Source organism: Vreelandella neptunia, assembly GCF_000712975.1.
Lineage (GTDB): Bacteria > Pseudomonadota > Gammaproteobacteria > Pseudomonadales > Halomonadaceae > Vreelandella > Vreelandella qaidamensis.
On record NZ_JHQL01000003.1, the window covers coordinates 848,011 to 870,029 of the forward strand.

A 22,019-nucleotide genomic window follows, 5' to 3' on the forward strand; every position below is an offset into this window, starting at 1 on the left:
CTTAGGCAATTGACGATGTCGCCAGGGCTGCTCGCTCGGCACTGCAACGGTCAATGAATTCATCGACTGTCATTGTGCCGAGGTTTTCGCCGCTGCGAGTTCGCACGGCCACTGAGTCAGCTTCGACTTCCTTATCTCCCACCACAAGGAGATAGGGAACTTTCTGTAATGTGTGTTCACGGATTTTAAAGCCGATCTTCTCGTTCCTCAAGTCCGCTTTGACACGTAAACCATTTTTTTGCAGCCGTTGCTCCAACTCAAGCGCATAATCACGCTGCGCATCAGTAATGGTCATCAAAACGACTTGCTGAGGCGCCAACCACAATGGCATAGCACCAGCATAGTGCTCAATTAGGATTCCCAAAAACCGCTCAAAGGACCCTAAGATAGCACGATGAAGCATAACAGGGGTCTTACGCGTCCCATCTTCATCTACATATTGCGCGCCTAACCGCCCTGGCAAATTAAAATCTAACTGTAGAGTACCACATTGCCAAACACGATTCAGGCAATCACGCAGGGCAAATTCAATTTTCGGCCCATAAAAAGCCCCTTCTCCTGGCTGAAGCTCCCAATCAAGCCCCGTTGCATTAAGTGCAGCCTCAAGCCCATGCTCTGCTCGATCCCACATCTCTGCTTCGCCAAGAAAATCTTCAGGCCGTGTTGAGAGTTTAAGCTCAACGTCTTCAAAGCCGAGCGTTTTATAAACCTGCAAGGTAAGCACAATAAATGCTTCTGCTTCTGCCTGAATTTGGCTTTCAGTACAAAAGATATGCGCATCATCTTGAGTAAAACCACGAACACGCATCAGACCATGTAAGGAACCCGATGGTTCATTTCGGTGGCAGCTACCAAACTCTGCTAGGCGCAACGGCAAATCGCGGTAGCTTTTCAACCCCTGATTAAATACCTGCACATGACAGGGGCAATTCATCGGTTTAACGGCATATTCACGCTTTTCCGACTCAGTGGTAAACATGAGTTCACTATAATGCCCCCAATGACCAGATTTCTTCCACAATGAAAGATCTACCACCTGCGGCGTTTTAATCTCTTGATAGCCATGCGCACGCTGAATTTTACGCATGTAATCTTCCAAGGCCTGGTACATCGTCCAGCCATTGGGGTGCCAAAACACCATTCCAGGCGCTTCTTCTTGTAAATGGAAAAGATCCATTTTTCGCGCCAGTTTACGGTGATCTCGTTTTTCAGCTTCTTCTAGGCGTTTTAAATAAGCCTTGAGCTGCTTCTTATCGCCCCATGCGGTGCCATAAATACGTGTCAGCATTGGGTTAGAAGCATCACCACGCCAATAGGCACCCGCCAACTTTGTCAGCTTAAAAGCTTTAAGGTGTCGCGTATTTGGCACGTGCGGCCCACGACACATATCCGTATATTCTTCATGGTGATACAAACGAATTGTTGCATCTTTGGGTATATCGCGAACAATTTCTTGCTTGAATGTCTCGCCACGCTCAACAAATGTACTCATCGCTTTGTCGCGATCAACGTACTCGCGTATCACATCGTAGTCACGCTCAATGAGCGATTGCATACGTTTTTCAATGGCATCTAAGTCTTCAGGCGTTACAGACTTACCAAAGTCAATATCGTAATAAAAACCATCATCAATCACCGGCCCAATGGCCATTTTAGCATCAGGATATAGCTGTTTAACCGCATGCCCAATCAGGTGAGCGCAAGAGTGACGAATAATCTCCAGGCCCTCTGGATCACGGGCGGTAATTATCGCTATTTCAGCATCATGCTCGATTAAATCAGCAGCATCGACCAACACACCATCAATCTTGCCAGCCACACAGGCCTTGGCCAAACCAGGGCCAATCGATTCTGCGAGCTGCATGATAGAAAGTGGTGTTTCGAACGTTCTTTGGCTGCCATCAGGCAATGTTACTATGGGCATTAAGGTATTCCTTGAGCGCAGTGGTGATCCATACCAAGGATCACATTTCGCTATCAATGGTGGAAAGTGTTGAGTTTTTTAAAGTCGTTCAGCCTACCAGAATTTAGCAAGCCGTAAAATAAAACGGGAGGCAAAAAGCCTCCCGTTTCGTACTTAAAGGGCAAGTATCAACAGCCGTATTTAGCCCCTTAATAAAGATGAATCAATGAGTAGCTTAGTTCCACTCATCCAATTCAACACGGCGGTTCTGGAAGCGACCTTCTTCTGTGTCATTAGAAGCAACCGGACGCTCTTCGCCATAACCAATGGCGCGCATACGGTTTGCACTTACGCCACGCTGAGCCAGGTAAGCAGCAACCGACTCTGCACGACGCTGTGAAAGGTTCTTGTTGTACTGATCAGAACCACGCGAATCAGTGTGGCCTTCGATGCTTACGCGTACGTTCGGGTTGTTAACCAAACGCTCGGCAACACCGTTGAGCACGTTCTGCGCGTTCGGCGTTAGCTGAGCAGAGTCAAATTCAAAATTAACATCACGAAGCACTAGACTCTCTGGGCAGCCAAGTGAGTTAACTTCAACACCTGCAGGGGTGTTAGGGCACTGATCACGATAATCCGGCACGCCATCATTATCAGAGTCCAGCGGGCAACCATTGGCATCAACAGATACGCCAGCAGGCGTTCCTGGGCACTGGTCACGGTAATCAGGAACACCATCACCATCGGAGTCCAGCGGGCAGCCTTCAGCATCAACTGCAACGCCTGCAGGCACTTCACCATAGCTCGGACACTGCGGAGCCACTGGCTCAGGCGTGCGGTCTGCACATAGCAAGCCCCCAATTGCTGCACCAGCTGTTGCACCAATAGCGGTATTTTCATCTTCATCAGAGTTGCCACTAGTAGCGTAGGCAATACTGCCGCCGATGACACTGCCAGCTAAGCCACAAACGAAAGGATGTTGATACCAATCGCGGTCACTATTTGCGCTGGTTTGGCCAGATGATTGTGATGCTGAGCTGGCGCAGCCTGATAAGCCTACTACCAGTGCGGAACCGATTAGCAAGCCAGTCGTTGATTTTTTCATGCAAGACTCCTTCTTGATCCAATGCTGACATGGTCATGAGACCAAATCTATCCAATGCTTCTTATTGCGAGAGCATCCATTTTTCGCTGCCCAGCGCTATGGCGATATTCTACGGTCACCGTAAGGCTGGGCGTTTGCCTATGATTAACCTTTAATCACGAGAAGGCAACAATGCCGAGATATCAACTTCTTGCCAATACCGACATTTTCAGCATAGCAAAGCTGACGCAATAAGCGTCAAAAAACGTAGGGTAACGCATTTACTAATCATAACGCTCGTTAAACAACGTTAATGAAGCCCTACTCCCCCTTTAGATCTCCAGTTGATTACCTGCTGCGCTGCTGCCAGAACTGCAGAACGCATTTCATCCTCAACAGCAAGCCGCTCTTTGTCTTCTTGCATCCGTTCTCGTGGTGTTAGCTGCTTTCGTGCAGAGTGTGTTTTTAGATGACGTGTACGGTTATATACTTCTGCAAATGCTTGAAATTCCGGCCGCTCCGCTAGGCTTGGATCGACAATCTCCAGCAGTACCTTGCAACGCCAAGAACCTTCCGTAATGTCGACTTGCTCTTGGACAAGTGCACTGACGACGTAATCGAGATTTTCCAAGCTATTTTGGTGGGCTCGTCGGTCTTCATCGATTCTGAAGGCTTCTCGACGCTTTACTTCTTGACGAAGTTTAAAGGCATAAATACCAAGAGCCACAATCATCGCTACTGCAGCCGCAAGCAATATTAACGCTAGCGTGGTACTCATAACGGTCCTCGCAAAGTCTTAAAAGAATTTGACAATAACTATACACCCTATTGAACCAAGTAGACTAATTTCAAATCTTGAAACACATTCGTTAGATTAACAACCATGAAGCACACTTAATAAAAATTATTTTTTCATCGGTGCAAGCAAATTTTATGCCGCATGATAAAAATAAAAAATATTAGTTAACGGCAACTCGACCTACTTATCATTAGCCAGCAATTTATGGATATATAAAAATGCGCGCTGCCCCATAATATGGGGGCTTACAGCTCTTACAAGCCTTCCCGTGGTTCAGTCGGTATTATCTTGATAACGCCAGCACCAAACCGCCCACCCCATGCTTATTGTCAATGCAACCGCACCAGCGGTATGTAACAGCGCCAGCCATAACGGCAGCCACAACAAAACGTTGGCAACGCCAAGTATGACTTGTATAACGTAAGCCATAACCACCAGCGTAAGCGCTCGACCAACAGAGACAGTCGTTCGATAGCGCCACCATAATACCAATAGCACTATCCCAAGAAGAAGTGCTCCAAGGCGATGCATCATGTGTATTGCAGTACGTGCGTCGGCATGTAACTGCCCATGTAAATAATTAGGTCCAACAGTTTGTGTCAGGTGAAAGCCTTCACTTATATCCATTTCTGGCCACCACTGCGTATTGCAGGTCGGGAACCCTTGACAAGCAATGCCTGAATAGTTGCTGGTTACCCAGCCACCTAAGGCAAGCTGCAAAATCAATGCCGATACCCCTATCACCCAAAGTAAATTCATGCTGCTAGTTGGGAAGACATAGCTTTTGGGAGATGAAATAGCATTGCTAGGGGTAGTCAAATGCCTAGTTAAGCTAAGGCGAATTCGCATATGCACCCAAAAAAATAGCGTTAGCACACTTAGCCCGCCCAACAAATGCAGAGTAACCACCTGCGGCCAAAGCTTTAAAGTAACGGTAAAAGCCCCAAATGCTCCTTGAAGCAATATAACCACTAGTAGAGCAAGACTAACTTTCCATGGGTATCCTGAACTCTTGCGTAGTGACCAGCCTAGCGCCACGACGCTTAGCACGATAAGCCCTAAAAAACTCGCCACATAGCGATGAGCCATCTCTACCCACGCCTTAAAAGGCTCAAGAGGCACATCAGGATGGCGTAGCGCAGCATGTTCATTATCAGGGACTAGCAACCGTCCATAACACCCTGGCCAGTCTGGGCAACCTAAACCAGCGTCAACTAAGCGCGTCCATGCGCCGACTAGAATCACTAGCGCTGTCAGTGCCGTACCGGCCAAGGTGATGTATTTCAGCCATTGTAAACGCCGCTCAGTAGAATGTGGCACGTTGTGTCCTTACGACCTATTAGGTCGAGCATCCAGAATAGCAATAGGGTATTAATTACAGCGGATTAACCTTAAACAAATGCCGTATATCATCGAGAATATCAGCTGCAGGTACTGCATTGTTAAATGACAGCGCGGGTCTGCCGAATGGATCCATTAGCCATACGCCATTTTCTTCGCGCCATTCAGGCTCCACTAGCCATCGATTAACGACCTCCCCAGGTAGCGCTTGTGCACTCCCACCTATTCTAAGACGCTCTAAGCGTGAGGCCTCTCGACCCAACGCACGATGCAAACGCCACAATTCATCCATTCGCTCATCACAGAGCGAAGTGCAGTCAAATGCTAATGTCCACACATCGTTTTTTTGAGGTTTATCGCTTAAAGGCCAATCATCCAGTAATGGTGCTCCGACGTGTACTTGCCCATGGGCAGTATCATCACTAGGTATGCCTATTTGCCATGTCAACATCGCCCACGCAGTCACAATAGGCGCAGCGAATGCTGCAAAAATAAGCAACAGCTTAACTCGCGGGTAACGAACTGGCTGGCGTTGTTCCATGCTTTCCCCTCAGTAACCAGTAAGACTGTCTTTGTGCAAGCGATAACCTCCTAATACCATGATTACTGCCGCAGCAAGCGCTAGCCCCCACCATTGAAATGCATACCCAAGATGACGACTAGGAGGCATTACGTTAGCTTCCCACCAAGGCGAAAACACTCCATCGCCTTGCTCAGCATGTAACCATCCGGAGTAAGTAAATTCAGGCAATGTTGACTCCCAAGGGGTTAAGCTGATCTGCTGCAGTCTTTTCCCTTCCCTGTTTTCGCCATACAACGGCCCACCTGGGCGAGCAACCTGCCACTCTCCTGAGACTGTCACGCTGCCCTCAGGAGTATCTGCTTCAGGCTCTGCTCTACTTGGCCCTGTTTCAATAAACCCCCGCTGAACAAGCCACAATTGATCAAAACTGTCTCGGAAAGGCGTCAGCACAGCAACGCCTAGACGTCCATCTACAATGCGGTTATCTAAATAGAGAGTGTGATCAGCAAGGTATTCTCCTTGTAAATGCAGCTCGGACCCTTCTTCTGGCATAACAGTAGGCGATTTAACAAAAGGTGCTGCTTCTCGAGCAGCTAACAAAACACGCTTGTCAGCGGCACGCTCCCACTGCCATAGTCCTAGTAAGATACCCAGCGAAACTAATACGCCCCAAAATACACACCATACGTATAAACGTTGCGGCCCAGAAGAGGTTTTCGTCATGTGGTTAAAGCTGCTCATTGGCCTAGTTTTTATTGGAATAGTCGCTAGTTTAGCGGCCGGCGCGGGCTTCCTATTGAAAGATGACAGCAACTCTCGACGGCTACTAGCATCCCTTAAATGGCGCATTGGACTAACATGCTTACTCATGGCTTTGTTAGTGATTGGCTTCTGGTCTGGAGAATTAGGCTGATTGTTTAAAAAACGTATACAAAAATAAATAACCCAACCCAGACAACATCGACAAAATGCCAATACCAACAAGATGCTTCAAAACCAAAGTGATGGTCGTTAGCAAAGTGCCCTTTCCATATCCGTACTAACATGCACGCCAGAATAATCGTGCCGACAATAACGTGGACTCCATGAAAACCGGTCAGAATAAAGAAGGTGGCTCCAAAAATTCCTGCTTCCAGCGTGATACCGTAGTGATGATAGGCTTCGTAGTATTCGACCCCCTGTATGACAATAAAGCAGCAGCCCAGTAATACTGTACCCGCCAGCCAATGCCTGCATGTCTTACGCTCGCCTGATTTCAACGCCTCATGAGCAACCGTCAATGTAATACTAGAGGTAACTAATATCAGTGTATTGACCAACGGCAATTGCCAAGGACTAAATACCCGCTCAGGCCCAATTACGGAGCTGTCTGGCGGGTTAAACAACGGCCATTGTGCAACAAATTCTGGCCAAAGCAGCGCAGACACCCCCTTGGCCCCTTCTCCTCCTAACCAAGGAATGGCAAACGTTCTCACGTAAAATAGCGCACCAAAGAAAGCCGCAAAAAACATAACTTCAGAAAAAATAAACCAGCCCATTCCCCACCGGAATGAGCGATCCATCTGGGCATCGTACAAGCCATTCATTGATTCGCGAATAACCTCTCTGAACCAAAGACCCATAACAATAATCACGCTAGCCATACCGATTAGCATTAGCGGAGTACCCGTGTCGTATACCAACTTGATCCCTGTACCCACCATCATAGCCCCGAGCGCCAGCGATCCTAGAATAGGCCATCGACTCGTTGCTGGAACATAGTAGCCGCCACTCATATTGAATCCCCTATTGTCTTGTTGTCATTCTTTGAGATGTCTTTTACTAAGTGATGAACTGGGTACAAGGTATACACTAGCGTTATCGTATTAATGTCCTCTGGGAGATCCCGCGCCAGCTGGAATATTAGAGGAATTGTCAAACGCTCATCCCCTTGTAGCTGCTGCTCTTGGAAACAGAAACAGCTGACTTTTCTTAAATGAGTCGTAGCGCTTGAAGGGGAAACACTAGGCACAGCCCGTCCCCAACTTTCAACCCGACTATTGTTGGTAAAGGTAAAATCGACCTCCGCTGTTTGGCCTGGGTGCACGCGCATTTGGCGATTTTCGACGCTCATTCTCCATGGTAAGCCTGCGCTACCTCGGGTAATGAACTGCACGGTGACATAGCGGGATTGATCAACTTCTTCATGAATAATGGCCTTAGCCGTCGTATCCACTTTGCCATTAAGACCCGTTACACGGCAAAACACGTCATAAAGAGGGACAAGTGCAAATGCGAAGGCAAACATCCCTATTAGCGCCGCTACCGTGCGAATGACCGTCCGTTTTACCCCCACTGATTGCACCGCATTACTTGCTGCCATATATCCCCCTAGACCATTCACTGAGGCACAGCTTATTGGTCATGGTGATGGGTACGGTTAAAAATTGGTGGTGTCTCGAAGGTGTGCAGCGGTGCGGGACTTGGAACGCTCCACTCAAGGTCTTCTGCACCTTCCCAAGCTTTTGCAGGCGCTTTTTTTCCTCCCCTCACACACATCACCACCACCACTACAAAAATCAGCTGCGAAGCGCCAAAAAAGAATGCGCCAATGCTGGAAAGCAAGTTGAAGTCTGCAAACTGTAACGCATAGTCAGGAATGCGCCTTGGCATACCCGCCAAGCCTGCGAAATGCATGGGGAAAAACGTTAGGTTAACGCCAATGATAGAGCACCAAAAATGGCATTGAGCCAGACGCTCGTTAGGGTAATAACCGGTCCATTTGGGTAGCCAATAGTAGACGCCAGCCATAATGGCAAAAATAGCGCCTGGTACTAATACATAATGAAAATGCGCCACGACAAAGTAGGTATCGTGGTATTGGAAATCTGCAGGTGCAATTGCCAACATCAGCCCTGAGAAACCGCCAATGGTGAACAGAACGACAAAAGCCAAAGCAAACAGCATGGGCGGCTCAAAACTGATCGAGCCACGAAACAGCGTGGTCACCCAGTTAAACACTTTCACACCTGTTGGCACGGCAATCAGCATGGTCGAGTACATGAAAAATAGCTCTGCCGTTAACGGAAGTCCGACAATGAACATATGATGCGCCCATACTAAAAACGACAGCAGTGCGATAGCTGCCGTGGCGTACACCATAGACGCATAGCCAAATAAAGGCTTACGCGCGAAAGTGGGAATAATAGCTGAGACAATACCGAAGGCCGGCAAAATCATGATGTAAACTTCAGGATGGCCAAAGAACCAAAATAAGTGTTGGAAAAGCACAGGATCGCCGCCACCCGCGGCGTCAAAAAAACTGGTCCCAAAGTTAATATCCATGAGCATCATGGTGATGACGCCTGCTAGAACGGGCATTACTGCAATCAGTAGAAAAGCCGTAATTAACCATGTCCATACAAACAGCGGCATATCCATCATGCGCATACCAGGTGCGCGCATGTTCAAAATGGTCGCAATAATATTGATAGCCCCAAGAATTGAGCTAATACCTGCGATGTGCAGAGCTAGAATAAAAAATGTCGTAGAGGCGGGAGCATAAGTCGTTGATAGAGGAGCATAAAACGTCCAGCCAAAATTTGGCCCGCCGCCCGGCATTAAAAGCGTAGAAAGTAGCAATGTAAACGCCACCGGAAGTAGCCAGAAACTAAAATTATTAAGCCTGGGCAGCGCCATATCCGGCGCACCAATCTGAAGCGGAATCATCCAGTTGGCTAGCCCAGTAAACGCTGGCATTACAGCAGCGAACACCATGATTAGACCATGCATGGTGGTCATTTGATTGAAAAATTCTGGCTCTATAAGCTGTAAACCCGGCTGAAATAGCTCGGCTCTCACTACTAAGGCAAATATGCCGCCAACAAAAAACATGGTGAGAGAAAAAATCAGGTACAGAGAACCAATTTCTTTATGGTTGGTCGTCAGTACCCATCGCAATATCCCTTTGGGCTGAGCCGCATGGTCGTGATGAGAATGACCGCCAGCGGCTGCAGTAGAGCTATGTTGCAGCGGGTGTTGAGGAGGTAGTTTGGGCACCATGAGCATCTCCGCCTGATTTATTGTTGTAAGTACCTTAAATTATTGTGCAATACGTTCGGCCACCGCAGCTGGCTGCACCACATCACCTGTCTCGTTGCCCCAGGCATTACGAGTAAAAGTGACAACAGCGGCTATTTCGACAGGATTTAAGGTACTGCGGAACGCTGGCATTGCAGCACCGGAAACGCCGTTGACAATTCGATCGATATGCCAATCTAGGTCGTTAATTAATTGGTCGTTGTTGGCTAGTGCTGGAAATGCCGGCGGAGCTCCCTGACCTTCGCTTTGATGACATGAAGAACAGATGGATTGGTACACAGACTCACCTCGCGCCATCAAATCCTCCATCTCCCACTCTCGGTCAATCCCCATTGCCTCTTGCTCTGCTGCTTCTTTACGTTCTGCCAACCATGCTTCGAACTCTTCTTCCTCCATCGCATGCACAACCACTGGCATAAACCCGTGGTTAACGCCGCAAAGCTCAGCACACTGACCACGATAGATTCCCGGCTCGTTGATTTTCACCCAGTTTTCATTGATAAATCCCGGTATCGTATCCTGCTTAACGGCAAGTTCTGGCACCCACCAAGAGTGAATGACATCGTCCGATGTCATTAAAAAACGTACTTTCCGGTTAATCGGTAGAACCAATGGCTCATCTACGTCTAGCAGGTAGTGCTCATCTCTAGCTTCGCTTCCTCGAATTTGCTCCCTTGAGGTACTCATGTTCGATGTAAATGCAACATCTTCACCCAGGTATTCGTAGCGCCAGCGCCACTGTTGGCCGGTAATCATCACGTCTAAATCCGCTTCTGAAGAGTCGTACATACTCTTCAATGTCGCGGTCGCGGGCACAGCCATTCCAATCAAAATCAAAATCGGGATAGCGGTCCAAAGAATCTCGACAGAGGTATGCTCATGAAAATGTGCTGCTTTTGCCCCTTTTGAGTGTCTGTATCTAAATAATGAGTAAAACATTACCCCAAACACAACCACACCGATCACCACACACACCCAAAAAATGGCCATATGCAGGCCAAAAATATCTCGACTGATATCAGTGACACCTACCGGCATATTCCAGCCATTGGCATAAACCTGTGAGATACTTGAGGCACTGATAATGGTTAGCAGCCATTGCCACGTTAGGCGCATAGAAACCTCCTTTATTATTGTTGTTCTCGCCAACCCTTTTATTAGCTCAGGATTAACTGATTAACGTCAGTATAGAAAACATGTGGCATTCGTCACGAACAACCGTCGTGTTTGACTCAACGCTTCAGCGCGAGGCGATCATTGCGACCCCCACCAAGATCAAAACAAAGAGAAAAGTGATCGCAATTCCCGTCAAAATAAAGACAGTAGGCTTACCACTTGAAAAATCTTGCTGACGCTGGTGATCATTTTGTACACCCAAAAGTGCTGACAAAACTGACTTGACGACTGACCACATTAAATTGCTCCTCGATGCCAAGTATTTCGTTGCCAAATAGCCAACTGTTCCTCATAGCTTAGCTATAGTTGAAGATAGGCAACGTAGTAAAAAATGCCTCATAAATCGTATAACGTGTTAGGAGCAAGCGATGAACAGTTCAAACAAACAACAGGCCAACTCCGCTACTGAAACAAATCAAGATTTGTTGACTTGGTGGCACCGTTATTGGCTTTTGAGCACCATGCCTATAGTGCGTTGTCAGATTGCATGGCTTGAGAACGTGACGCAGGCTATGGCGTTAGAAGCTGAGCTTTTTCAAGCTATTGCCAAAAGCAATGAAAAACTGACGCTGTGCCTAACCGACAGCAAAGAAAACTGCATAGCTCAGGAACTCACTGAACATTACCAAGAAATGGTTAAAACACTGACTGACGCTAATCTTGAGCGCTTATCCAACGTGTCTCAACTTTCCCACGAATTTAGACGTAGTCTGTGGGAAGAAATTTAACCCGTTTGGATTAAGCTTGCGGCTGACTGTCGTGCCATTCACACTATGCCTGCTTTTTATAAGCAGCATTGGACTGGTGATGGAGCCTAATATGCCCAAATGTCGTGGATTTTTTTCGTTGTTCCCATTAATAGTCGTGGGCTTACTACCCTTGGCTGGATGCACTACTTATACATGGCCAGATGGGTCTCAAGAAACGGTGCTGGGAGTGCCCCCAGAGGAAGAAAACCGTCGCTATGAAGAGCAGCGCGCTGACGGGGTTCGTTATCGGCTACCGGGAGAAAATCCTGACACTCAAAAAGAGTGATCTTATCGTTGCTATGTTTTTACTATCAGGCGATATTTTTAATCTAGACGACGCTTGGTTAGCGATGTTGCCTGCGCAGTCAATGGATCTTCTGGCCAGGGGTGCTTAGGGTAACGACCACGCATCTCTTTACGCACCTCTGGATAGCCGTTCAACCAAAAACTGCGTAAGTCCTGAGTCACTTGAAGCGGTCTTTTGGCTGGTGAAAGCAAGTGAATGACGACGGGTATATGGCCATCCGCAACGAGGGGAGTATCCTGCCAACCAAACGCTTCCTGTAACTTCAGAGCAAGCACTGGAGGTCTCCCCACTAGGCACGGTCTATAATCAATTGATGCCTGATTACCGCTAGGCACCGTTATCGATGACGGCGTTAAATATTCAAAGCGCGTCTGTTCATCCCAACTTAGCGTTGACATTAAATAAGTATGGAACTGCATTTTTTCTAACTGGCTGAAGCGTGTTATACCCGCTAGGTAAGGAGCCAGCCAAACGTCTAAACTTTCTAGCAGCGCACATTCGGACCAATCAGGCCATTCACCAGGATAAGTACTCTCCAACAGCGTCATTCGGCCCTGCAACTGCTTAAACCTGTCATTAAAAAGCACCCCAGGTCGCTGCTTTAGTGCCTGAAGCAATGCTTGCTGTACAGCTTCTGCAGATAGCTCCGTCAAAGGACGGCTTGCCAACATAAGCTCACAATGACGCTGAACAGCTTCGCCGAGAAGCTTTCCTTGTGCATCCGACCAAGTAATTCGCTCTTCCCACTGTTGAGTTGCAGGATAAAGGTCAATAAGCGTTGCCAACGCAAGAGGTTCAGCGAGATAAATAGCGGCTTCACTACTGGCGCTTTCGACGCTAATGGCGACAATGTACGCTTCGTTCGTCAGAGGATGGTGAATAGACAGTTTAGCCGTTTTGCCATTGGCAAGCTTGAACCGGCCAGGGCTAATAAGCTGGCCAATACGATCAGGGTAAGACAGCGCCAGTAGCGCTCCTAACGGCTCTTCGGCTATGCCTCGCGGCAACGCCGTATCGGCGATGCCTGCCAAGCGCTTTGCATCACGCAGCCATTGAGGAAAGCGCGAAGGTTGACTAAACCGCTGAACTAACGCAGCTCTCAGCGAGCCATTAATACGCTCCCTGCCTTCTAACAAAGCCGCTAAAGCACAGGCAAGTGGCAATGTATTGAGCTGTTCAGCTTTCGATAGCATTACCGCTAAACGCGGTTCAACCGGCCAACGCGCACTTTGCTTGCCTAGCGGCGTTAACAGGCCCGCTGAATCCAGCATACCCAACTGACGAAGCAAAGCCTGACTACTTTGCCATGCGCCGTTAGGCGGCGATGTCATCCAACTGAGCTCATCTGGCGAACGCGCTCCCCACATAGCAACTTCAAGCGTTAATCTTGATAAATCAGCCTGTAGTATCTCAGGCTCACCGTAAGCTACAAGAGGCTGCTCCTGAGACCACAAGCGATAACATACCCCCGGCTGCTGTCTCCCTGCGCGCCCCCGGCGCTGATCAGCGCTGGCTCGGTTAACCCGCCGCGTGGTTAGATGAGTTAGTCCAGTGCGCGGCTGAAACAGAGGAACCCGCTCTAATCCAGCATCGATGACGACATTCACACCATCCACCGTTACGCTGGACTCTGCAATGGCCGTTGAAACGATGACACGTTGGCGCTCTGCATGTGGTTTGAGGGCGGCTTGCTGTATTTCTATTGGCATGCTGCCATGCAGAGTCCGCACTTCAATCTCTCGTGGGCTGTTATCCAGCGCATGAACCAGCAGGTTAATTTCAGCCATCCCAGGAAGAATAACTAATAGATCGCGACTATCTGACCTTGCCAGCGCTTCATCAACGACCCGTAAAGCGGCCGATGCGACACTTTCATCACCGGAGGCCGGCCGATAATACGTTTCCACAGGAAATTGCCGCCCAGTACTTTCAATCACTGGCGTTTCTTCGCCCAGCACCTTTTTTAAGGCTGCGACATCCATCGTGGCAGACATCACAATCAATCGTAAGTCATCGCGAATGCTTTGTTGGATATCCAGCGATAGCGCCAACCCTAGATCCGCTTCAATACTACGCTCATGAAATTCATCAAAGATAATCCCGGCAACACCTTCCAACAGCGGGTCATCCTGCAGCATTCGGGTAAGCACACCCTGGGTAATAATTTCCAGGCGTGTTTGCGTGCTTACCTTACTGTCACCACGCATACGATAGCCCACTGTACCACCAACGGGCTCATTCAGCTGTTGAGCCATAAACGTTGCCGCCAGACGCGCCGCCACACGACGAGGCTCCAGCAATAAGAGCTTTTGCCCTTGCGCCCACGGGCACTCCAGCAGTGTCAACGGAACACGTGTCGTCTTCCCAGCGCCAGGCTGTGCAACGAGTATGAGCCGGTTATGTGCACTCAAAGCAGCTTGTAGTGGCACCAGATGCTGTTCAATTGGAAGCGTAGGCATAGAAATGGTTTCTGTGGAGCTAAAGCGCTGTGGCAATAAGTGCCGTAAAGTAAGTACGGTCAAATAATGAAGATGATCGCTGACAGTGGCTAACTAATTGATATATTTGGCGGCTGGATACCGCACCCTTTCAAAATGACCTGTTCTAAAAATTGGCAAATAGATTCAAGATCCATTTCACTAAGCGCCTCTGAGCCTAAAATGCCGTTTACTTGTGCACTATATTCTGTGTAGTGCTGGGTAGCCGACCAAATCAGAAAGATAAGCCAGCGTGGGTCGACGTTATCCATTTTCCCCTGGATAGACCACTGCCTAATAATCATCGCACGTGAAGCAACCCACTCTTTCAACTCACCTGATAAATAGTCACTTAAAAACGGCGCACCGGCCAAAATCTCAGCGGCAAACAGCTTTGAACCTTCAGGATAGCGCTGCCCAAGTACCATTTTGGTGCGAATAAAATCACTGAGCACCTGGCCGGGGTCGCTTTCTGGCGTGATATCTTCAAGTACCGCGTTCCAGCGGCGCATCATCCGGTTGAGCAAACGTACATATAGCGCCTGCTTACTACCCATGTAATATAAAATATTTGCTTTAGGTAACCCTGCTTGGTCAGCAATCGCCTGAAGGCTGGCGCCTCGATAGCCATATTGGGCAAATACCTGTTCGGCAGCACTTAGTATGGATTGCTCAATACGATCCCTGCTGGCGTTCTCATGATTAGCGGTATCAACCGTCATTGAGTAAGCTCCTGTAATAAGCACCGCTGATTAAGTGTCGTGGTCATTTCACTTAGTATATCGCTCCTATGGCGAACTAACGCTGCAAAATAGGGCGTATACGCATTTATTGCACTTTCAAAGTGCAATAAACAAAGCCTTGCAAGGCGCGTCATTTTGTCCCAAGCTCAACAATATTGACCGATCGGTCAGAACAATCATAACGGAGTTTGGCATGGCTACGATCGAGTTTCTACTCAACGGCACTCCTCACCAAAGAGACGTGTCTCCAGATACCAGTATTCTAACGCTGTTGCGTGATTATTTGGGCATTACCGGTACGAAAGAGGGCTGCGCATCGGGCGATTGCGGTGCTTGCACAGTAGCGATTAACAACCCAAGCGACGCGCAAAGCCGTTTTTTAAGTGTCAACGCGTGTATTACTCCCGCTCATCAACTGCACGGCCAGCACGTAATTACCGTCGAAGGATTAGCAACCGAGGGCAACTTACACCCCGCTCAGCGAGCAATGGTTGAGTGCCACGGCAGCCAGTGTGGTTTTTGCACGCCTGGGATTGTTATGTCGCTATTTACATTGCATGCCAACCAGCAGCAGCGCCCCTCGCCTCTTACACCAGAGACACTTGAAGCCACATTAGGCGGAAATTTATGCCGCTGCACGGGATACCGCCCTATCCGTGACGCCGCATTGAGTATGCAAGACTTCTCTTGGAAAGCACCACAGTGGTTTGAGGCATCCCAACAAGCCAGTCGACCGCTTCAGTCGCCCGAGCCAATCGCCGAAGATGAAGCGCTCTTTATACAGCCAACCACGTTAGCTGAGTTGACTGATGCAAGACATTGTTACCCTGCTGCACGCCTTGTCGCTGGCGCAACCGATCTATGGCTGGAAAACACTCAGCGCCTTACCCCATTGCACCAGCTGATTGATATCACTCGTGTGGAAGAGCTATGCCGTATTGAAGAGGCGTCTTTTCAAGCTCAACCAGGTTGGTGGGTAGGCGCTGGGGTTACGTACTCACAGCTTGAACCCTTATTAAATAGTCACTTTCCTGCGTTTGCACACCTCCTTCACAGGCTCGGTTCCCAACAAGTTCGTAACCGAGGAACGCTTGGCGGCAACATCGCCAACGCCTCGCCAATTGGAGATACTCCCCCTGTACTGTTGGCGCTCAATGCATGGGTAGAACTTACCAGTCATAACAATACTCGCCAGCTTTTACTGAGCGACTTCTTTATAAACTATAAAAAAACGGCACTGGCTGATAATGAAGTTATCAGTCGTATTTTTATTCCTCAAATGCCTGAACCCGCCACACTAAGGGTGTGGAAGCTTTCCAAACGACGCGAGGATGACATCACAGCGGTATTAGGCGCGTTTTGCTACCGTGTTAATAACGGTGTGATGGAGGATGTGCGCATTGCCTTTGGCGGTATGGCTGCTACTCCCAAGCGAGCTAGTCAAACAGAAGCTGCGCTAGAGGGCCAGCCCGTTTCTAAAGCTAATTTTCAAGCAGCCCAGCGAGCCCTTGCTGAAGAATTTCAGCCAATGAGCGATGTACGGGGTAGCCAATATTACCGAGAACAGGCTGCACTCAACCTACTAGAACGCCTCTACTTATCGCTTTCTTCACCCAACCAGGAGGTGATGCTCCATGCGTACGCTCACTAAACTTGATGGCGACAGCAGCCGAGCTCGTCGTGAGCTACATGACCATATTCAAGGGTCGGGCCCACTTGCCCGCCATACTGTCGATAGCCACGGTCAGCGACAAGCAGGCACCTCTAGCTTTCATGAAAGCGCTGAAAAACACGTTACCGGCAAGGCCACCTATATTGATGACCTTAAAGCACCGGCCGATGCACTGCATGTAGCTTTAGGGCTTTCTCCTGTTGCACACGGTACATTAACCGCGCTTGATCTCGAAGCAGTTAAACAAGCGTCTGGCGTTGTCGATGTCATCACCTTTCAAGACGTACCTGGCCATACGGATATCGGCCCAGTATTCCCTGGCGACCCTATTTTTGTTGATCATGAAATCAGCTACGCAGGTCAGTGTATTTTTGCCGTTGCGGCCACCTCGCTCCAGGCTGCTCGCCGAGCGGTAACGCTAGCCAAACTAAGTATTGATGAACAACAGGCAAACCTCGACCCCGTTGCTGCCGCTGAACGCGATGACGTGGTTCGCCCTACCCATATTCAAGAGCGCGGTGATTGGCAAGCAGAGCTGCGCCAAGCCGAGCAAACGATTGAAGGCGAACTTTTCGTCGGAGGACAAGAGCATTTTTACCTGGAGGGCCAAGCATGCTTGGTTATACCCACCGAAGATGAAGGGGTCATTGTTCATACCTCTAACCAGCACCCCAGCGAGACTCAAAAACTTGTCGCTGAAGTACTGGGTATCCCCTTTCATGCGGTTACCGTTGAAGTGCGTCGGATGGGCGGTGGGTTTGGCGGCAAAGAAACCCAAGCATCCCCTTGGGCCTGTATAGCAGCCATCATTGCCCGCAGAACCGGAAAGGCCACCCGTTTACGTCTACCGCGAAGTGATGATATGCGCGCAACCGGTAAGCGCCACCCCTTTCATAATCGCTACCGACTAGCGATTGATTCCCAGGGCATTATTCAGGGCGGCGAGATAACGGTTATTGGGGACTGTGGCTACTCGCCTGATCTATCAGATGCCATTGTTGACCGCGCAATGTTCCATGCCGACAACGCTTATTCATTAGGCAGTGCACGCGTGACCGGACATCGTGCTAAGACCCATACCGCTTCTAACACCGCCTTTAGAGGTTTCGGCGGCCCTCAGGGCATGATGATTATCGAAGCTGCAATGGACGATATCGCGCGCAACGTCGGTGAAGACCCTCTCACCATACGCAAACGCAACTTCTATCGCGAAGGACGTGATGTTACCCACTACGGCCAGCAAGTGGATCAAAAACAACTGTTACATACGCTGGTAGACACACTGGAAACAAGTAGCGACTACTGGGCGCGCCGCGCGGCGATTAAGGCATTTAATACCCACAGCCCCATTATTAAAAAAGGGCTTGCGCTAACGCCTGTTAAATTTGGCATCTCATTTACCGCCCAGCATCTTAACCAAGCCGGTGCTCTGCTGCATGTATATACCGATGGCAGCATCATGATCAATCACGGCGGCACCGAAATGGGGCAAGGTCTACACACCAAGATTTGCCAAGTGGTCGCTCGCGAGCTTGGCTTGGATTTAGATAGCGTACGGATTAGTGCCACTCGCACGGATAAAGTACCCAATACGTCCCCTACGGCGGCCTCAAGCGGTGCCGACCTTAATGGCATGGCCGCGCGAGACGCTGCCAGCAAATTACGCGAAAGGTTGTTCGACTTTGCCGCGATGCATTTTGAGGGCGGCTTAGACCGAGAAGGCATGCGCCTGGAAGATGGCCTGCTAATTGCTGGTATTGGAGAGAGCGAGCATCGCATCCCCTGGGGAGAGCTTATACAAACAGCCTATCTCAATCGCATCTCGCTTTCAGAAAAAGGCTTTTATGCCACACCACTGATTCATTACAACCGCGCGACGGGCCAAGGCCGCCCTTTTTATTATTACGCGTTTGGAGCAGCCGTTGCTGAAGTAAGTGTTGATACATTGAGCGGCGAATACTTAGTCGACCGTGTTGATGTGCTGCATGACGTTGGCAATTCGCTCAACCCAGCGATTGATATTGGCCAGGTAGAAGGCGGCTTTATCCAGGGAATGGGCTGGCTCACCAGTGAAGAGCTTAAGTGGAACGAAAAAGGTGTGCTAGTGAGTGACGGTCCTGCAACTTACAAGATACCTACGTTTGGCGACCTTCCCGATATTTTTAACGTTGAGCTACTGGAAGGCCACCCTAACTCCATGGCAAGCCTGTATCGCTCCAAAGCTGTTGGTGAGCCACCATTTATGCTTGGTATCTGTGTATGGTCTGCACTACGTGATGCCCTTTCAAGCTTAACCAATTACCAAGCTTCTCCCCATCTGGATACTCCAGCAACCCCTGAGCGGGTAATGCTGGCTGCCAACGCAATTAGAGAAAAGGCGCTATGACTTCACACGCGTCTGAAACTTGGCACACGGCGCTCGATCGACTGCAGCGCAGCGGTGCTCCCCATGTATTAGCCACCCAGGTAACCAGCGCGGGTTCCACCCCGCGCGAGCCTGGCGCACGCATGGTAATCACCCAGGAGACGGTTTATGACACGCTAGGCGGGGGCACTTTTGAGTGGCAAACCATCAACGCTGCCCGAGAGTTTTTGCAGCAAGGTCGTACAGGTTTTCACTTAGAGTCATTTTCCCTAGGTGGGCGCAGCGGCCAGTGCTGTGGTGGTTTTGTTAATGTGCTGCTGGAAGTGTTCCCTGGCGCTACTGTGAATATCACCCTGTTTGGTGCAGGCCATGTAGGGCGTGAAATCGTTAAGCTTAGCGCCCCGCTACCCTGGCAAATACACTGGTTCGATAGCCGTGCTGATGTATTTCACGAACAGGATAGGCGGCAACCCCGACTCAGCTGCCACACGCTAAGTAGTACACAGGAAGGCACTGCAGCCCTGCCTCCCTACTGTCATACACTGGTATTAACTCACAATCATGATGAAGATTATGCCCTTATCACTGCTTTACTGCAGCGCCGTGATATTGCCTCGATAGGATTAATCGGCTCGGATAGTAAGTGGGCAAGCTTTCGGGGACGGCTGCAGCGCGAGGGCTACTCCGCTGAGGAAATCGAGCGCGTACGCAGTCCCATTGGCGCTGTTCATAACACTAAGCTTAGCAATAAAACCCCCTATGCCATTGCTTTGACGGTAGTAACCGAACTGCTATGGCTCACAGACAAGCCAGCCTCACTAGAAACGCGCGGCCTTGAGCCTAACGCTTTACGTACACTTATTGACGATACGAAAACGACCTAGAGTTAATATGAATTCCCCAATCGATACGTTTATTCGCGCTGAAGTTGTCAGTTTTGCACGTGACCCAGGTGATGATGATCTGCCCCAGTCAGGTAGCCTTGAGCATTATGGCGACGGGTTACTTTGGCTAAAAGGCAGTCATGTTCATGCTGTCGGCCACTATGGTGATCTCTCTCAACAACTGCCAAGTGGCGCCCACGTCATTGATTATCGCGGCAAGTTGATTATGCCTGGCTTTATCGATACCCACGTACACTATGTGCAGCTAGATATCATGGCTTCTTATGGCCGACAGCTACTTGATTGGCTAAATGATTATACGTTTCCTGAAGAGTGCCGTTTTGCCAATCATGCGCATGCAGAAGCGCTATCGAACGCTTTTCTAGATGAAATGCTTCGCGCAGGAACGACAACAGCCCAAGTATTTGGCTCCAGTCACCCTGGCTCAGTGGATGCGTTCTTCACCGCCTGCCAAAAACGTCAGCTACGTATGCTGGTCGGCAAGGTATTGATGGATCGTAACGCGCCAGATGCTCTGATGGATGGCGTGTCGGGAATTGCAGACAGTGAGCGCCTTATTCAAGACTGGCATGGCAATGGCCGACTAGGCTATAGCGTCACACCACGCTTTGCGCCTACCTCCACCAAAATGCAAATGGACGCTGCCGGCGCCCTTCTGCGTAATGACCCAAGCCTTTGGCTACAAACTCATTTAGCTGAAAATAGCGGGGAATTAGACTGGGTAGCCGAGTTATTTCCCGGCAGCCGAGACTACTTAGCCGTTTATGAAGAAGCAGGGTTAGTTGGTCCTCGTAGCACCTTCGCCCACGGCATACACCTGGATAATGGTATGCGTAAACGCTTGGCTGATCGAGGCGCCAATATTGCCTTTTGCCCAAGCTCCAATCTTTTCTTGGGCAGCGGATTATTTGACCGAGAAGCAGCTAAACAGACCGGCATGGCATTTACCTATGCCAGCGATATCGGCGCAGGCACCGATTTATCAGGGTTTGGAACGCTGAAAGCAGCTTATCAAGTGGGCCAATTAGGCGGACAGCCGCTTACCGCATGGCAAGGTTTTTATGGTTTAACCCATGGCAATGCAAAAGCGCTCTCCCTAGATACCCATATCGGTCAACTTGCACCGTCTTATGAAGCAGATTTTGTAGTGATTGACCCTCATGCGACACCACTGCTGACACGCCGCATCCAACATTGCACAACGCTTGGCGAACGATTATTTGCACTGATGATGCTCGCTGATGATCGCGCTATCTATGAAACTTGGGCAAATGGGCAGTGCCAACACCAACGGGATTAATTTTAAAATTTAAAATCCTCCAAACGGATACCTTTAAGGATTTCCAGACGGCACTCGTCATTCCCGCAGGCCAGGCCAAGGTCAAGGTGGATTCCCGATACCCCCACTCGGGAATGACGGTGTGGTGACTCGGGAGTAATGGTGCGGTGACTCGGGAACGACGTGCGGTGACTGAATGACGTATGGTGCACGCGTCGGGAGGGGGCCACGTTGTTAGAGAAGGCTAGGGGTGTTTTTTCTTTCTGAACGCAAAAAACCCAGCCGGGTGGCTGGGTTTCTTGTTTAATAAGTGCCTGACGATGACCTACTCTCGCATGGGGAGACCCCACACTACCATCGGCGCTAAGCGGTTTCACTGCTGAGTTCGGCATGGGATCAGGTGGTTCACGCTCGCTATGGTCGTCAGGCGTAACAGGTAATGCATATCATGCTGACAATGTTTTGTGGCGTCTCTTTCGTCTTAAGCCTGTCGTGTATCACGTTGGGCTTAATCCGCGTATCCGGTTTTCTGAGTGTTGTTACACTCGTTTCGTTATCACTGCGACCAGACCCCTTGGGTGTTATAGGGTCAAGCCTCACGGGCCATTAGTACACG

Annotated in this window: 20 protein-coding genes and 1 rRNA gene; 7 read left to right on the forward strand and 14 right to left on the reverse strand. The window is 49.4% G+C overall.

The window, feature by feature from the left end; translation table 11 throughout:
• Position 1: 1 nt before the first annotated feature.
• The 6 genes from thrS to CR46_RS0112025 form a co-directional block, all read right to left on the reverse strand.
• Complete coding sequence (gene thrS / locus CR46_RS0112000) at positions 2-1,924, reverse strand: threonine--tRNA ligase (RefSeq protein ID WP_030073176.1); 1,923 nt, start codon at positions 1,922-1,924, stop codon at positions 2-4.
• A 214-nt stretch (positions 1,925-2,138) separates the two neighbouring features.
• Positions 2,139-3,008 carry an OmpA family protein gene (locus CR46_RS0112005; protein ID WP_030073177.1) on the reverse strand — a complete coding sequence of 290 codons (870 nt, stop codon included), beginning with the start codon at positions 3,006-3,008 and terminating at the stop codon, positions 2,139-2,141.
• Between the two features lie 289 nt (positions 3,009-3,297).
• Positions 3,298-3,765, reverse strand: coding sequence for a DUF2489 domain-containing protein (locus CR46_RS0112010; RefSeq protein ID WP_030073179.1), 468 nt, complete (start codon positions 3,763-3,765; stop codon positions 3,298-3,300).
• Positions 3,766-4,059: 294 nt separating this feature from the next.
• Positions 4,060-5,106, reverse strand: coding sequence for a COX15/CtaA family protein (locus tag CR46_RS0112015; RefSeq protein WP_051690170.1), 1,047 nt, complete (start codon positions 5,104-5,106; stop codon positions 4,060-4,062).
• A 55-nt stretch (positions 5,107-5,161) separates the two neighbouring features.
• The gene (locus CR46_RS0112020) at positions 5,162-5,668 is read right to left on the reverse strand and encodes an SDR family oxidoreductase (RefSeq protein WP_030073184.1); all 507 of its coding nucleotides are present in this window, start codon (positions 5,666-5,668) and stop codon (positions 5,162-5,164) included.
• A gap of 9 nt (positions 5,669-5,677) precedes the next feature.
• A complete protein-coding gene (locus CR46_RS0112025) occupies positions 5,678-6,373 on the reverse strand; it encodes an SURF1 family protein (RefSeq protein ID WP_030073186.1) in 696 nt (231 codons plus the stop codon).
• Here CR46_RS0112025 and CR46_RS0112030 point away from each other — a divergent pair.
• Entirely contained in the window at positions 6,372-6,563 is a 192-nt protein-coding gene (locus CR46_RS0112030; protein WP_030073188.1) for a DUF2909 domain-containing protein, read from the forward strand. The two genes, CR46_RS0112025 and CR46_RS0112030, sit on opposite strands and share 2 nt — an antisense overlap.
• Before the next feature lie 4 nt (positions 6,564-6,567).
• On the opposite strand, the gene CR46_RS0112035 is transcribed toward CR46_RS0112030, so the two are convergent.
• The 5 genes from CR46_RS0112035 to CR46_RS18180 form a co-directional block, all read right to left on the reverse strand.
• The gene (locus tag CR46_RS0112035; RefSeq protein WP_030073190.1) at positions 6,568-7,425 is read right to left on the reverse strand and encodes a cytochrome c oxidase subunit 3; all 858 of its coding nucleotides are present in this window, start codon (positions 7,423-7,425) and stop codon (positions 6,568-6,570) included.
• Complete coding sequence (locus CR46_RS0112040) at positions 7,422-8,012, reverse strand: cytochrome c oxidase assembly protein (protein WP_030073191.1); 591 nt, start codon at positions 8,010-8,012, stop codon at positions 7,422-7,424. The genes CR46_RS0112035 and CR46_RS0112040 overlap by 4 nt, the downstream gene beginning before the upstream one ends.
• A 32-nt stretch (positions 8,013-8,044) precedes the next feature.
• Positions 8,045-9,691 carry a cytochrome c oxidase subunit I gene (gene ctaD / locus CR46_RS0112045; RefSeq protein ID WP_030073192.1) on the reverse strand — a complete coding sequence of 549 codons (1,647 nt, stop codon included), beginning with the start codon at positions 9,689-9,691 and terminating at the stop codon, positions 8,045-8,047.
• Between the two features lie 39 nt (positions 9,692-9,730).
• Positions 9,731-10,846 carry a cytochrome c oxidase subunit II gene (gene coxB, locus CR46_RS0112050; RefSeq protein ID WP_030073193.1) on the reverse strand — a complete coding sequence of 372 codons (1,116 nt, stop codon included), beginning with the start codon at positions 10,844-10,846 and terminating at the stop codon, positions 9,731-9,733.
• A 124-nt stretch (positions 10,847-10,970) separates the two neighbouring features.
• Positions 10,971-11,144, reverse strand: coding sequence for a DUF2970 domain-containing protein (locus tag CR46_RS18180; RefSeq protein WP_084180459.1), 174 nt, complete (start codon positions 11,142-11,144; stop codon positions 10,971-10,973).
• Between the two features lie 130 nt (positions 11,145-11,274).
• Between CR46_RS18180 and CR46_RS0112060 the strand changes: the two genes are divergently transcribed.
• Positions 11,275-11,634 (forward strand): hypothetical protein, encoded by a 360-nt coding sequence (locus tag CR46_RS0112060; protein ID WP_030073196.1) that lies wholly within the window; start codon positions 11,275-11,277, stop codon positions 11,632-11,634.
• A 91-nt stretch (positions 11,635-11,725) separates the two neighbouring features.
• Positions 11,726-11,941 carry a hypothetical protein gene (locus CR46_RS0112065; RefSeq protein WP_030073198.1) on the forward strand — a complete coding sequence of 72 codons (216 nt, stop codon included), beginning with the start codon at positions 11,726-11,728 and terminating at the stop codon, positions 11,939-11,941.
• A 38-nt stretch (positions 11,942-11,979) separates the two neighbouring features.
• Here CR46_RS0112065 and hrpB read toward each other — a convergent pair whose 3' ends face one another.
• Both hrpB and CR46_RS0112075 read right to left on the reverse strand, forming a co-directional pair.
• Entirely contained in the window at positions 11,980-14,421 is a 2,442-nt protein-coding gene (gene hrpB / locus CR46_RS0112070) for an ATP-dependent helicase HrpB (protein WP_030073203.1), read from the reverse strand.
• 89 nt (positions 14,422-14,510) lie between these two features.
• Positions 14,511-15,161 carry a TetR family transcriptional regulator C-terminal domain-containing protein gene (locus tag CR46_RS0112075; protein ID WP_030073206.1) on the reverse strand — a complete coding sequence of 217 codons (651 nt, stop codon included), beginning with the start codon at positions 15,159-15,161 and terminating at the stop codon, positions 14,511-14,513.
• A gap of 214 nt (positions 15,162-15,375) precedes the next feature.
• On the opposite strand from CR46_RS0112075, the gene xdhA reads away from it, so the two are divergent.
• The 4 genes from xdhA to guaD are packed head-to-tail and all read left to right on the forward strand — an operon-like array spanning position 15,376 to position 21,424.
• Complete coding sequence (gene xdhA / locus CR46_RS0112080) at positions 15,376-16,833, forward strand: xanthine dehydrogenase small subunit (RefSeq protein WP_030073208.1); 1,458 nt, start codon at positions 15,376-15,378, stop codon at positions 16,831-16,833.
• A complete protein-coding gene (xdhB, locus tag CR46_RS0112085) occupies positions 16,817-19,240 on the forward strand; it encodes a xanthine dehydrogenase molybdopterin binding subunit (protein WP_030073210.1) in 2,424 nt (807 codons plus the stop codon). The genes xdhA and xdhB overlap by 17 nt, the downstream gene beginning before the upstream one ends.
• Positions 19,237-20,103 (forward strand): xanthine dehydrogenase accessory protein XdhC, encoded by an 867-nt coding sequence (xdhC, locus tag CR46_RS0112090; RefSeq protein WP_030073212.1) that lies wholly within the window; start codon positions 19,237-19,239, stop codon positions 20,101-20,103. Before xdhB ends, xdhC begins: the two co-directional genes overlap by 4 nt.
• A 7-nt stretch (positions 20,104-20,110) precedes the next feature.
• Complete coding sequence (gene guaD / locus CR46_RS0112095; RefSeq protein ID WP_030073213.1) at positions 20,111-21,424, forward strand: guanine deaminase; 1,314 nt, start codon at positions 20,111-20,113, stop codon at positions 21,422-21,424.
• Positions 21,425-21,715: 291 nt separating this feature from the next.
• Here the strand turns inward: guaD and rrf are convergent.
• Positions 21,716-21,831: ribosomal RNA gene (gene rrf / locus CR46_RS0112100) — 5S ribosomal RNA — on the reverse strand.
• Positions 21,832-22,019: the final 188 nt, after the last annotated feature.